At 65.1% G+C, this 13793-nt stretch carries 8 protein-coding genes; 3 read left to right on the top strand and 5 right to left on the bottom strand.

Translation table 11 applies throughout. The features are described 5' to 3' along the window. Positions 1-157: 157 nt before the first annotated feature. The 5 genes from polA to J6525_RS44315 form a co-directional block, all read right to left on the bottom strand. Positions 158-3193: a DNA polymerase I gene (gene polA, locus J6525_RS44335; RefSeq protein ID WP_225649359.1), complete on the bottom strand. Its 3036-nt coding sequence runs from the start codon at positions 3191-3193 to the stop codon at positions 158-160. Between the two features lie 224 nt (positions 3194-3417). After that, positions 3418-4155, bottom strand: a complete 738-nt coding sequence (locus J6525_RS44330; protein WP_028333805.1) for a response regulator — start codon at positions 4153-4155, stop codon at positions 3418-3420. Then, positions 4152-5900: an ATP-binding response regulator gene (locus J6525_RS44325; protein WP_092078609.1), complete on the bottom strand. Its 1749-nt coding sequence runs from the start codon at positions 5898-5900 to the stop codon at positions 4152-4154. The genes J6525_RS44330 and J6525_RS44325 overlap by 4 nt, the downstream gene beginning before the upstream one ends. Continuing rightward, positions 5870-7936 (bottom strand): sensor histidine kinase, encoded by a 2067-nt coding sequence (locus J6525_RS44320; protein WP_225649358.1) that lies wholly within the window; start codon positions 7934-7936, stop codon positions 5870-5872. The genes J6525_RS44325 and J6525_RS44320 overlap by 31 nt, the downstream gene beginning before the upstream one ends. 34 nt (positions 7937-7970) lie before the next feature. Then, entirely contained in the window at positions 7971-8927 is a 957-nt protein-coding gene (locus J6525_RS44315; RefSeq protein ID WP_225649357.1) for a TRAP transporter substrate-binding protein, read from the bottom strand. A gap of 261 nt (positions 8928-9188) precedes the next feature. On the opposite strand from J6525_RS44315, the gene ugpB reads away from it, so the two are divergent. The 3 genes from ugpB (at position 9189) to J6525_RS44300 (ending at position 13686) form a co-directional block, all read left to right on the top strand. Further along, complete coding sequence (gene ugpB / locus J6525_RS44310) at positions 9189-10487, top strand: sn-glycerol-3-phosphate ABC transporter substrate-binding protein UgpB (protein ID WP_283848692.1); 1299 nt, start codon at positions 9189-9191, stop codon at positions 10485-10487. 375 nt (positions 10488-10862) lie between these two features. After that, positions 10863-11816 carry an aminoglycoside phosphotransferase family protein gene (locus J6525_RS44305; protein WP_376708659.1) on the top strand — a complete coding sequence of 318 codons (954 nt, stop codon included), beginning with the start codon at positions 10863-10865 and terminating at the stop codon, positions 11814-11816. A gap of 247 nt (positions 11817-12063) precedes the next feature. Further along, a complete protein-coding gene (locus tag J6525_RS44300) occupies positions 12064-13686 on the top strand; it encodes an ABC transporter substrate-binding protein (protein WP_225649356.1) in 1623 nt (540 codons plus the stop codon). Positions 13687-13793 lie beyond the last annotated feature (107 nt).

The raw sequence follows: 13793 nt of genomic DNA, 5'->3' as shown, positions 1-13793 counted from the left end.
GGGGAGGGCGGGGTGGGGGTGCCTCCGCGCAGAGTCTTTCGGCGGAGAGAGCCCCCACCCGCCGCGCTCGGGACGACGCTTTGCGTCGCTCGTCGCGCGTCGGCCTAAGAGCGAGCTTTGCTCGTCTCGACCCTCGCAAGCGGGAGAGGCGAAGCCGCTAATGCGCCTCGTCCCAATTGTTCGCGGCGCGGGCGTCGACCTGCAGCGGCAGCGACAGGATCACCGCCGGGAAAGGCGCGTCCTGCATCACCTTCTGCACCACCGGCAGCGTCGCCGCGACCTCGTCGTCGGGCACCTCGAAGATCAGTTCGTCATGCACCTGCAAAAGCATCTGCGCCGAGAGCTTTTTCTCGGTGAGCGCGTCCTCGACGCGGATCATGGCGCGGCGGATGATGTCAGCCGCGGTGCCCTGCAGCCGCGCATTGATGGCGGCGCGTTCGTTGAAGGCGCGCACCGAGGCGTTGGACGCCTTGATGTCGGGGTAGTAGCACTTGCGCCCGAACAACGTCGTCACATAGCCGTTGCGGCGGCAGAAGTCCTTGGTCTCGTCCATATAGGCGCGGATGCCCGGGAAGCGCTCGAAGTATTTCTTGATGTAGGCCGAGGCCTCCTCGCGCGCGATGCCGAGCTGGTTGGCGAGGCCGAACGCCGAGATGCCGTAGATGATGCCGAAATTGATCGCCTTGGCGCGGCGGCGCACCTCGCTCGGCATGTCCTTGATCGGCACGCCGAACATTTCGGAGGCGGTCATGGCGTGAATGTCGAGCCCGTCGCGGAATGCCTGACGCAGCACCGGCACGTCGGCGATCTCGGCGAGTAGCCGCAACTCGATCTGGGAATAGTCGGCCGACACCAGCTTGTGGCCCGGTGTCGCGATGAAGGCGCGGCGGATCTTGCGGCCGTCCTCGGTACGAACCGGGATGTTCTGCAGGTTCGGCTCGTTCGACGACAGCCGGCCCGTCGTGGTCGCAGCCAGCGCGTAGGTGGTGTGGACACGATGGGTCTGCGGATTGACATAGGTCGGCAGCGCGTCGGTGTAGGTCGATTTCAGCTTCGAGACCTGACGCCACTCCAGGATCTTCTTCGGGAATTCGTGGCCCTGCTCGGCGAGCTCATCGAGCACCTGCGCGGTGGTCGACCACGCGCCGGTCTTGGTCTTGCTGCCGCCGGGCAATCCCATCTTGCCGAAGATGATGTCGCCGATCTGCTTCGGGCTGCCGACATTGACCGGCTCGCCGGCGATCTCCTGGATCTCGGCCTCGACGCGCGCAGCGGTCTGGGCGAAATCGCCCGACAGCCGCGACAGCACCTGGCGATCGATCGAGATGCCGCGCCGTTCCATCCGCGCCAACACCGAGACCAGCGGCCGTTCCAGCGTCTCATACACCGTCGCCATCCGCTCGGCGACGAGACGCGGCTTCAGCACCCGCCACAGCCGCAGGATCACGTCGGCGCTTTCGGCCGCATATTCGCTGGCCTTGTCGATCGTGACCTGATCGAAGGTCAGCTTGCCCTTGCCGCTGCCGACGAGGCCGCCGTAATTGACGACGGCGTGGCCGAACCAGCGCTCGGCGAGCGCCTCCAGCGCATGCGAGCCGCGGCCGGCATCGAGCGCGTAGCTCATGAGCTGCGCATCGTCGATGTTGCGCAGGGTGATTCCGTGCTGCGCCAGCATCACCGAGGTGAACTTGACGTCAAAGCCGACCTTCTGGATTCCAACGGACTCCAGCAGCGGCCTCAGCGCCGCCAGCGCCTCGGCGGTCTTGATCTGGCCCGGTGCGAGGCCGGCATCGAACAGGCCCGCGCCGCCGCCGGCCTGCCGGTGGCTGAGCGGGACGTAACACGCATCGTTTGGCGCCAGCGCCAGCGCAAGGCCTGCGAGCTCGCCCTGCATCGGGTCGATCGATTCCGACATCGCCTCGATCGCGACATAGCCGGTGTCGGGCACGCGGGCGATGAAGGCGTGGAGCTGATCGAGACTGCCGATCGCCTGATACGCCTTGCGGTCGAAGCCGGTCTTGCGGATCGCCTCGCCGCGGGCCTCGGCTAGCGTTGCCGGCGTGCCCTTGCGGCTCGAATTCTTGTCGTCACGCGCACCGGTCGGCTTGGCTTTCGGCAGCGGTGCCGCGGATGTCGGAGCGTCTCCGGGCACAGGCGTCACATCCGACGGCGGCAACGGCGAGAATACGCTCGCGCCGCTCTTGTTGCCGGGATCGGCATCGACATTGGCCGGGTCGATCTGCGCGTAGTCGGCGACGCGGCGGGTGAGGGTGGTGAACTCCATCGCCTTGAGGAAGGCGATCAGCCGGCGCGAGTCGGGCTCGTTCACGGCGAGGTCGTCGAGCGGCACTTCGAGCTCGACCTTGTCGTCGAGCAGCACCAGCTGACGCGAGATGCGCGCCTTCTCGGCGTTCTCGAGCAGCGCCTCGCGCCGCTTCGGCTGCTTGATCTCGCCGGCGCGGAACAGCAGTTGATCGAGATCGCCATATTCGATGATCAGCTGCGCGGCGGTCTTGATGCCGATGCCGGGCACGCCGGGCACGTTGTCGGTGGAGTCGCCGGCCAGCGCCTGCACCTCGACCACCTTCTCCGGCGGCACGCCGAATTTCTCGATCACCTCGTCGCGGCCGATGCGGCGATCCTTCATCGTGTCGTACATCACGACCTTGTCGTTGACGAGCTGCATCAGATCCTTGTCCGATGACACGATCGTCGTGGTCGCGCCGCGCTCGCTGGCGAGCCGCGCATAGGTCGCGATCAGATCGTCGGCCTCGAAGCCGACCTGCTCGAGGCAGGGCAATTCGAAGGCGCGCACCGCCTCGCGGATCAGCGCGAATTGCGGAATCAAATCGTCGGGCGCCGGCGGCCGGTGCGCCTTGTAGTCGGGATAGAGCTTGTTGCGGAACGTGATCTCCGACTTGTCGAACACGATCGCCAGATGCGTCGGCCGGTTGTCCTCGGGCATGTCGCGCAACAGCTTCCACAGCATGTTGCAGAAGCCGAGCACGGCGTTGACCTGCAGCCCGTCGGATTTGCGGTTCAGCGGCGGCAGCGCGTGGTAGGCGCGGAAGATGTAGGACGAGCCGTCGACCAGGAAGACATGGTCGCCCTTCGCCGTGGCCTTGGCGGCGACGGGCTTGGGGTCGGTCTTCGATGCGGGCTTGGCGGGGGCTTTGGAGGCTGTTTTCGGCATGGCCGAAACTTAGGGATTTTTGCGCGGATTGACAGCCTTTGTGTCGCTGAATCCGCCCGTGCCACACAACGATTTGTCGTCCTGGCGAAGGCCAGGACCCATTACCCCAAATAGGAGTTGCTTGGCTTCGCTGGGGCCCCAGCGTCACTCAACTGAGGCAGTCGTGGTTATGGGTCCTGGCTTTCGCCAGGACGACATTGGGAGGTGGGACGGCTTTCGCAACGCTACGCCTTGTCGCCGGTCGGCGAGAACAGGTAGCCGCCGCCGCGGATGGTCCGGATCACCGACGGCTTGGTCGGGTCGAACTCGATCTTGCGGCGGATGCGCATGATGCGCAGATCGACGGCGCGGTCGAAGGCCTCCGCGTCGCGCGCATTGGCGAGTTCCAGCAGCCGCTCGCGCGACAGCACCCGCTTCGGGTTGGCCGCGAACACCTTCAGGAGGCCGAATTCGGAGGCCGTCAGCGGATGCTCGTTGCCCTCGTCGTCGCGCAGCGCCTGGGCCTCGAGATCGAGCCATTTGGTGCCGAACCGCACCAGCTGCTCCTTTTCGGCCTTCGCACTCGCCGGTTCCGGCGCCGCCGCTTTCGCCGGCCCGCTCCGCCGCAGCACCGAGCGGATGCGTGCCATCAGCTCGCGCAATTCGCAGGGCTTGGCCACGTAGTCGTCGGCGCCGAGCTCCAGCCCGACCACGCGGTCGATCGGGCTGGCAGTAGCTGTCAGCATGATGACGGGGACGTTGATCTTGCTCTTGAGGTCGCGAATGATCGACAGCCCGTCTTCCTCGGGCATGTTGAGGTCCAGCACCACGAGATCGGGCGTGCAGCCCTCGATCTCCTTGCGCAGGCTCTTGCCGCCATCGCACAGCGTCACGCCGAAGCCGTGCATCTTGAGGTAATCGCCGACCATTTCGCGGGCCGGTGCCTCATCGTCCACGATGAAGATATGCGGGTTCTGGCTCATGATGTCTCTGTCGCCGGCAGTGTAACCGTAAAGGTCGACCCCTGTCCGGGGCCCGGGCTCTGCGCGGTCACATGGCCGCCATGCATGTCGATGATGCGCTTGACAATGGAAAGGCCGAGCCCGGTCGAGCTCTCGCCCGCGGTCGGCTTGGCCGACAGCCGCTGGAACCGGCCGAACAGCCGGCCGAGATCCTCCGGGCTGAGGCCGGGGCCCTGGTCGGCGATCCGGATCACGGTGTCGTCGCCCTCATGGCTGACCGTGACCGTGATCTTGCCGCCGATCGGCGAGTACTTGATGGCGTTGCTGACGAGGTTGTCGATCGCCTCGCGAATCCGGTCGGCGTCGCACATCGTGACGAATTGCTGCGGCCCCGAGACCGAGATGCTCTGCTGCTTGTTGACGGCCGAAGGCAAATTGGCCTCGGTGACCTCGTTGACCAAGGCCGCGACGTCGACCGGCTCGCGGCGGATGGTGATGTCGAAGGCATCGGCCATCGCGTCCGAGATCAGATGGTCGACCATCGAGGTCAGCCGTTTGGTGGCGTCCCTTATGTGCTCGACCTGCGACGTGACGTTTTCCTTCGGCGAGCCGGCGCCGATCAGCTCGGTCAGCATCTCGGTGCGGCCGAGGATGACGCCGAGCGGGTTTTTCAGATCGTGGGCGACGGTGCCGAGGATCTCGTTCTTGAAGCCGTTGGCGCGCTGCAGCCGCAGCCACTGCGCCGAGAGCCGCCGGTTGGCCTGCATCAGCGCGCGGGTGCGCTGCGCGACGCGGTCCTCGAGCTGGGTGTTGGCCTCGTGCAGCTGCTGGTAGAGGATCACATTGTCGAACGCGATCGACAGCCGGCTCGAGAAGATCTCGACCAGCGCACGGTCGGTGTCGGAGAGCTGGCGCTCGGCCTGCAGCAGCACCACGACCTCGCGGCCGCTGCCGGTGCGCGAATAGAGCACGCTGCGGTGGTCGGCGAACTCGTTCTTGCGGCGCTGGAATGCTTCCTCCACCATGTGCCGCAGGTCCGGATCGAGCGCCTTTGACGAGGTGGTGCCGATGAAGCGGCTGTAGCAGCCCGAGCAGGCCAGCACCGAGAAATCGGCCGCCGCCGAATTGCCGTCGTCGCGCAGCACCAGAATGCCGGCGCAGTCGACGTTGAGCAGCGAGGCGAGCTGGGTCAGCACGCCCTCGGCCAGCCGCTGCATCGATTTGAAATCGTACAGCGTCGAGGCCGCGTCGATGATGATCTCGAGCCCGCGCCGCGTCTGCACCATGCGCTCGAGCTGCTGGTAGCTGCGCAGCGCGGCCGTCAGCGACGTGAACAGCTTGTCGGCGGTGAGCTCGGTCTTCGCCTTGTAGTCGTTGATGTCGTATTGCACGATGACGCGCCGCTCCGGCGCCTGGCCGGGCTGGCCGGTGCGCAGGATGATGCGCACGGTCTCGTTCTTGATCTCGTTGCGGATGAACTCGACGAGCTCGAGGCCGGCGACGTCGGTCTCCATGATGACGTCGAGCAGCACGGCCGCGATGTCGGGGTTGTCCCGCATCAGCGTGCGGCCTTCGGCCGCAGAGTAGGCGGAGAGGATCTCCAGCGTCGAACCGTTCAGGTTGTAATCGCTCAGCGCGAAGCGGGTGCCTTCATGGACGGCGTGATCGTCGTCGATGACGGCGATCTTCCATTTGCGGGCCGACGAGTCCTCCTGGGGGCTCTCGGTATCGTCGATCAGTTGGAGGACATCGTCCTGTTCGGCCATTGACTGGTTCCGTCGGCTGCTGCGTCAGCGATAGTGGGCTCGCCCTTGGCAGCCCCCTTGGCGATCCTGGGCATGATAATGCGAAAAGTGGTGCCTTGTCCTACCCTTGACTCCAGCATCATGCGTCCACCGAGCTGCTGGGTGACGAGGTTATAGACGATGTGGAGGCCAAGGCCCGTACCACCTTCGTTGCGGCGCGTCGTAAAGAACGGGTCGAACGCCTGCCGCTGCACGTCCGGCGTCATGCCAGCCCCGTCGTCTGCGAAGATGATCTCCACATCGTCGGCGCCGCGCCCGCGCGCCGAGATGGTGATGGTGCCGGAGCGGCCATCGGCAAAGGCATGATTGACGGCGTTGAGGAAAAGATTGGTTAAGATCTGCCCATAGGCGCCGGGATAGCCGTCGATCAAGAGTCCCTCGGGCACATCGACCGACAGCGCGATCGCGGCCTTCTTCAGCACCGGCCGCAGGCTCGCCACGATCTGGTCGGTGGATTCGCTCATGGCGAACTGGCGGCGCTCGGCATGCGAGCGGTCGACGGCGACCTGCTTGAACGACTGGATCAGCTCGCCGGCGCGCGTCAGGTTCGAGACCAGTTGCTGCGATGCGTCACGCGAGGCGCGCACGAATTCGTCGAGCCTGGAGCGGCGCAGCGGCTCGGTCTTCAGGTCGTTCTCGAACATCTCGCTGCGGCGGGCGAAGCTCGAGGCCACCGTCAGGCTGATGCCGATCGGGTTGTTGACCTCGTGGGCGACGCCGGCAACGAGGCCGCCGAGCGCGGCGAGGCGTTCGGCATCGATCAGGTTCTGCTGCGCGGTATTGAGCTCGAGCAGCGCGCTTTCGGCCTCCTCCTTGGCGGTGCGCAGCTCGTCCTCGGTCTTGCGCTTGGCGATCGCGTTTTCGCGGAACACTTCGACCGCACGCGCCATGGCGCCGACCTCGTCCTTGGCCGACGTGCCCTGCACCGGCCGGTCGAGATCACCCGAGGTGATGGTGCGCATCGCGGCCATGATCTGCGCCAGCGGCAGCCGGATCGACAGCGCGATCATGACGCCGGCCGACATGATGACGCCGAGGAAGATCACGGCAATCGACAGCACCCGGCGCGAGATCGAGGTCAGCGTCTTGTCGAACGTCTCCTGCGCCTTCTGCTCGCGCTGGCGCATCTTCACCGAGAGATCGTCGATCGCCCCGATCGCATCCGCCTGGCTGGCGTCGATCGAGTTGCGCAGCAGATCGGTGCGGTTGGTGAGCTGCTCGCTGAGCTTGCCGAGCCCGTCGCGCAACTCGGCGGTCTTGACCTTGAGCCGCGCAAGCGCCATCCGCTGTAGATCGTTCTCGGCCAGATCGGTCATGACCGGAATCGTCCGCTCGATCGTATCGATGTTGCGGCGGGCTTCCTCGGCCGACGAGGAGGCAAGCGAGAGGTAGTAGGCGTTGGCGGCGACCAGCAGCGAGGTGAACGCCTCGCGCGACTTGCCGAGCGCGGGCCAGATCAGCGCATCGCGATGGCCGGTGGCGCCCTCGATGATCGAATAGAGCCCGGCCATGTCCTTGGTCGGCGACAACACCTGCTCGTCATAGGTCTTGGCGATCCTGGTCTGCACGGTGCGCAGTTCGCCGAAGCCGTCGAGGAAACGGCTGGTGACGCGCTCCAGCTGCTCGACCGAGCCTGACAGCATCGGGTCGGTCGAGGCCCGGTTGGTCAGCGTGCCGAGCACGGCCTCGCGGAGCAGCAGGATTTCGGCGAACAGGTCCGGGCTCGGCTGATTGATGTAGCGATGGATCAGGTTCTGCAGACGGCTGGTCTCGCTTTCGAGCTTGGCCAGGATCTTGTCGGATTCCCGCACCTGGCGGACATCGTCCCAGGCCGAGCCGAGCACCTTCGAGCCGTTCCAGATCAGCACCGCCAGCACGATCACGACCGCGGAGTTGAGCAGGGCGATCGAAAGGATGCGCCAGCGGATCGGGACCGCACGCAGCAACTGGACGATGCGGAAACGGCCCTGCGGCCCGAAGGCCGCCCGCCGTCTCACAGTCCCGTCCTGCTCTGGTGCGTCCAAGATCCGGTTACTCCATGTTGCGGATGCGTTCGATCAGCGCTGATACCGCAGGATCGCGCTCGGCCTTGGCGTAGATGCCGGCCATTGCAGCTTCGAACGGCTTGCGGTCGATGTCGGTCACGATCTTGACGCCGGCCAGCTCCGCCTGCTGGCGCGAGCGCTCCTCGAGCTCCCGCCACCTCTCGCGCATGTAGGCACTGGAGCGTTGCGCGGCCTCGCGGAAGATCGTTTGCTCCTCCGGCGAGAGGCTGGCCCAGGCCTTTTGCGACATCAGCAGCACGTCCGGACTGAAAGTGTGCCGGGTCAGCGTGTAATAGCCGGCATATTTGTAGTGACCGGTGGTGACGAAGGACGCCCAGTTGTTCTCGGCGCCGTCGATCAGCCCGGTGGCGAATCCGGTCAGCACCTGGCCGTAGGGCATCTGGACCGGCTGGGCGCCGAGCGCGCGCACCATGTCCGACATCCGTTCGGATTGCTGCACGCGTACCCGCAGTCCCTTGAGGTCGTCGAGCGAACGCACCGGGCGCACGCTGTTATAGATCGAGCGGGCGCCGGAATCGTAGAAGGCCAGCCCGACGAAGCCGTGATCCCCGAGACTGTTCAGGATCTCGCTGCCGATCGGTCCATCCAGCGCGGTTTGCAGGTGTTCGGGCGATCGAAACAGGAACGGCATTGCCAGCACGTTGACCGACGGCACCATTGTCCCGATCAGCGCGACATTGGTCCGGTTCAAATCGATGGCACCGGCCCGGGTCTGCTCCAGCGTCTCCTTCTCCTCACCGAGCTGGCGGGAATGGAAGACCACGATGCGGTGCCGGCCGGCGGTGCGTTCGGCGATCAGGCGGTCCATGTAATTCAGCGCTTGGACGGTCGGATAGTCCTCATTCTGGGTATCGGCGGTCCGGAATTCGCGCGCAAAAGCGCTCGCCGGGACCGCTGCCCATGACAGCGCGACGGCAAGCATCGTTATCCGCGAAAGGCCGGCGCGGCGGTACACAGGCTACTATTCCCCTTGTGAATTGAGTCCTGGGCGGGAAGAAAAGGTTCAACGCATTTTTAGCAGAATGGCGCTGGTTCGCCATCGGCCAAACGTTAAATCCGCGGTGCAACCTGCGGTGTCGGTTGAATCTGCGGTTGTAGCGCCTTATGAGGGCGTGTTGGCATCCGGGAACGGCTCGTCGTGAAGTTCGCTTTGAAGCTCGCCTTTAAGCTCGCCTTTAAGCTCCTGCACCTCGTCGTCGCGGCTCTTCTGCTTGTGGCGCCGGCGCGGGCGGCCACCGAGATCATGTGGTGGCACGCGATGTCGGGCGAGCTCGGCAAGCAGCTCGAGAAGCTTGCCGCCGATTTCAACGCCTCGCAATCCGACTACCGGATCGTGCCCGCCTACAAGGGCAACTATACCGAGACCGTCACCGCGGCGATCTTCGCCTTCCGATCGCACAGCCAGCCGGCGATCGTTCAGGTCAACGAGATCGCGACTGCAACCATGATGGCGGCCCGCGGCGCGATCTATCCGGTGTTCGAGCTGATGCGCGATCAATCCGAGGCATTCGCGCCGTCGGCCTATCTGCCCGCGGTGGCCGGCTACTATGCCGATGTCGACGGCAACATGCTGTCGTTCCCCTTCAATGCCTCGACGCCGATCCTCTACTACAACAAGGATATGTTCCGCTCCGCCGGGCTCGATCCGAGCGTGCCGCCGAGGACCTGGCCGGAGCTCGGCGTCGCGGCCAAGCGGCTGCGCGCGGCGGGCGCGATGTGCGGCGCGACCACGTCGTGGCCGTCCTGGATCAATGTCGAGAACTTCTCCGCCTTCCACAATCTGCCGATCGCAACCAAGGCCAACGGGTTTTCCGGGCTCGACGCCCAGCTGATCTTCAACAATCCGCTGGTGGTGCGCCACATCGCGCAGCTCGCGCAGTGGCAGGCCGACAAGACCTTCGATTACAGCGGCCGCGGGCAGGCGGCCGAGCCGCGCTTCCAGAAGGGCGAATGCGGCATCTTCATCGGCTCGTCGGGCACGCGCGCCGACATCAAGGCCAATTCCAAATTCGAGGTCGGCTACGGCATGATGCCATACGAACCCGACGTGCAGGGCGCGCCGCAGAACTCGATCATCGGCGGCGCGACGCTGTGGGTGCTGCGCGACCGGCCGCGCGCCGAATATGCCGGCGTGGCGAAGTTCTTCGCCTATCTGTCGCGGCCGGAGGTGCAGGCCACCTGGCACCAGAACACGGGCTACCTGCCGATCACCCGCGCCGCATTCGATCTGACTCGCGCGCAGGGTTTCTACGATCGCAATCCCGGCGCCTCGATCTCGATCGAGGAGGTGACGCTGAAGCCGCCGACCGACAATTCGAAGGGCATCCGCCTCGGCTCGTTCGTCCTGATCCGCGACGTGATCGAGGAGGAGCTCGAGCAGGTGTTCGCCGGCAAGCGATCGGCGCAAGCCGCGATGGACAACGCCGTCGAGCGCGGCAACCGCCTCTTGCGCCAGTTCGAGCGCGCCAATCCGGATAGGTGAGGGGCCATGCGTTGTCTTACCTCCCCTTGAAAAGGGGAGGTCGCTTTGCTCGCCAGAGCAAAGCGGGTGGGGATCTTCTCTCACCGCAAACACCATCGCCTGTGGCAGACCCCCATCCCGACCTTCCCCCTTTCAGGGGGAAGGAGAAGATGGCTGTGTAGCCCGGATGAAGCGAAGCGAAATCCGGGGCCGGTCTTTCAGGCGGCACAGAATCCCGGATTGCGCTTCGCTTCATCCGGGCTACGAAATAGCTTCCCGTCATTGCGAGGAGCGAAGCGACGAAGCAAATCCATTCGCTGTACAAGCGGTGCCATGGATTGCTTCATCCGGCGGCGCTTCGCGCCGACCGGGTGGCTCGCAATGACGGCCCGAGAGATGATCGCTTCCCTTCCCTCCCTCACCGACTACGACGGCTACCGTGCCTGGCGCGGCGACACGTCGCGCTGGTTGCCGGTCGCGCGCGATATTGCTGATGGCCACGGGCTGTCGTGCGTCGCGCCGCACGTGTTCTCGACCGGCACCAATCTGGTGGTCGGGCTGGACGATGGCCTGATCCTCAAACTCTTCCCGCCGTTTCTGCGCCCGCAATTCGTGTCCGAGCGCGGCGCGCTTGCCGAGTTGCGCGGACGGCTCGGCATTCCGATCCCCGACCTGGTCGCGGAGGGCGAACGCGACGGCTGGCCCTATCTCGTCATCACCCGCCTGTCCGGCACCGTCGGCTCGGAGGTGTGGCCATCGCTGTCGGAAGCCGAGCGCGAGCGCGTGCTCGCCGAGATCGGGGCCGTGATCGCCGAGGTGCAGCGCGTGCCGCCCGGCAGCCTGCGCGCGATCGAGCCGCGCTGGGAGGCCTTCATGCGCACCCAGATCGCGCAGTGTCGGGCGCGGCACGAACGGCTCGGCCTGCCGGCGAAATTCCTCGCCTCGCTCGACGAGTTGCTGCGCGACGCCACTGAGTTGATCCCGATGAACGCGCCGCCGGTGATCCTGACCGGCGAATACATCCCGGAGAACTTTCTGCTTGGGCGCCGGGCCGACGGCTGGCACGTCGCCGGCCTGTTCGACTTCGGCGACGTCCGGACCGGATGGGGCGAGTACGACCTGCTCGGTCCCAGCGCCTTCATGGCCGCCGGGCATCCGCGCCGGGTGCGCAGCCTGTTCGACGGCTTCGGCATCTCGCGCACTGATGTGACGTTCACGCTGAAGCGGCGGCTGATGGCGCTCTTGATGCTGCACTCGGCCAGCGATCCGCTCCGGCACATCTGCATCGAAGGCTGGCCGGACCGGGTCGACGACTTCGTGCAATTGCAGAAGTTGGTCTGGCCGGATTAGCGCGCTTCAGCGCGCGGCCTCCATTGCCGGCCACAAAGCAAGCAGAAGCCGTTTCATGCTCATCTATTGAGCATATAGCCTGTCTTTGTATGCAATTGGCGATCTGAGTTTTTGCCCGACCGGAGTACCGGTCGGCGTTTTCTCTCGCTCCAGCAAGGCATTAGCAGGACATAAGGTTTCGTTAAGGGTTGGCACAATCCTTGCGATCTGAGTTCCAAGGCCGTTTCCCAAGGCGTTGGAGCATCACATGAAGCGTCGCGACTTCCTCAAATCGGTGTCCGGGCTGGCCGCGGGGGCGCTGGCGCCGACCGCGCCCGCGATCTGGTCGCCGGCCAAGGCCGACGCGCGCTCCGAGACGCTGCTCATCGTCTCCGAAGGCGGTCCCAACAATCTCGATATCCACGGCGTCGGCACCAACGTGCCGGGCTACGAGGTGTCGTGGAATTGCTACGACCGCCTGATCAGCCACGAGATGAAGAGCGGTCCGGGCGGCGTGCCCTATTACGACCGCGACAAGTTCAAGCCCGAGCTCGCCGAGGACATCAACATCGGCGACATGTCGGTCACCTTCAAGCTGCGCAAGAACGCCAAATTCCATGACGGCACGCCTGTCACGGCGAAGGACGTCAAATGGTCGCTCGACCGTGCCGTCTCTGTCGGCGGCTTCCCGACCTTCCAGATGAGCGCGGGCTCGCTGACCAAGCCCGAGCAGTTCGTGGTCGTCGATGATTATACGGTGCGCGTCGACTTCCTGAAGAAGGACAGACTGACGATCCCCGACCTCGCTGTCATCGTGCCCTGCGTCGTCAATTCCGAACTCGTGAAGAAGAACGCCAGCGAGAAGGATCCGTGGGGCCTCGAATTCACCAAGCAGCAGACCGCGGGCTCCGGCGCCTACAAGGTGACCAAGTGGACCGCGGGCACCGAAGTCGTCATGGAGCGCAACGACGAGTGGGTCTGCGGTCCGATGCCGAAGATCAAGCGCGTGATCTGGCGCATGGTGCCGCAGGCCGGCAACCGCCGCGCGCTGCTCGAGCGCGGCGACGCCGACATCTCCTATGAGCTGCCGTTCAAGGACTTCCAGGAGATGAAGGCGAACGGCAAGCTCAACGTGGTCTCGCTGCCGTTCTCCAACGGCATCCAGTATATCGGCATGAACGTGACCAAGCCGCCGTTCGACAATCCCAAGGTACGGCAGGCGATGGCCTACGCGATGCCGTACCAGAAGATCATGGATGCGGTGCTGTTCGGTCTCGCCAACCCGATGTTCGGCGCGGTAAAGGACAAGCCGACCGAGGTCGCCTGGCCGCAGCCGACGAAATATTCCACCGACATGGAGAAGGCCAAGGCGCTGCTCGCTGAGGCCGGCTACGCCAACGGTTTCGAGACCACGATCTCGTTCGACCTGAATTTCGCCGGGGTCAACGAGCCGCTCTGCGTGCTGGTGCAGGAGAGCCTCGCGCAGCTCGGCATCAAGACCACGATCAACAAGGTGCCCGGCGCCAATTGGCGCACCGAGCTCACCAAGAAGGAAATGCCGCTGTTCACCAACGTGTTCTCGGGCTGGCTCGATTATCCCGAGTACTTCTTCTACTGGTGCTATCACGGCAACAATTCGATCTTCAACACGATGAGCTACAAATCGCCCGAGATGGACAAGCTCATCGACGGCGCGCGCATCGCCGCCGCGAATGGCGACACCGCCGCTTACGACGCCGACGTCAAGGGCTTCGTCGATCTCGCCTTCGCCGACATCCCGCGCATCCCGCTCTATCAGCCCTTCGTCAACGTCGCGATGCAGAAGAACGTGACGGGCTACCAATACTGGTTCCACCGCCGGCTGGATTATCGCGCGATGGCGAAGGGGTGAGGTCATGATGAGCGCGCGCGACGCACTCGCGTGTGTCGACCTCGTTAGTGAGGTGAGCACGCTTCTCAGGCTCCCTCTCCCGCTTGCGGGGGAGGGCGGGGTGGGGG

It is taken from the genome of Bradyrhizobium australafricanum (assembly GCF_020329495.1).
Lineage (GTDB): Bacteria > Pseudomonadota > Alphaproteobacteria > Rhizobiales > Xanthobacteraceae > Bradyrhizobium > Bradyrhizobium australafricanum.
The sequence above is the reverse complement of the archived record's forward strand: the minus strand, read 5'-3'. Positions and strand labels throughout refer to the sequence as shown.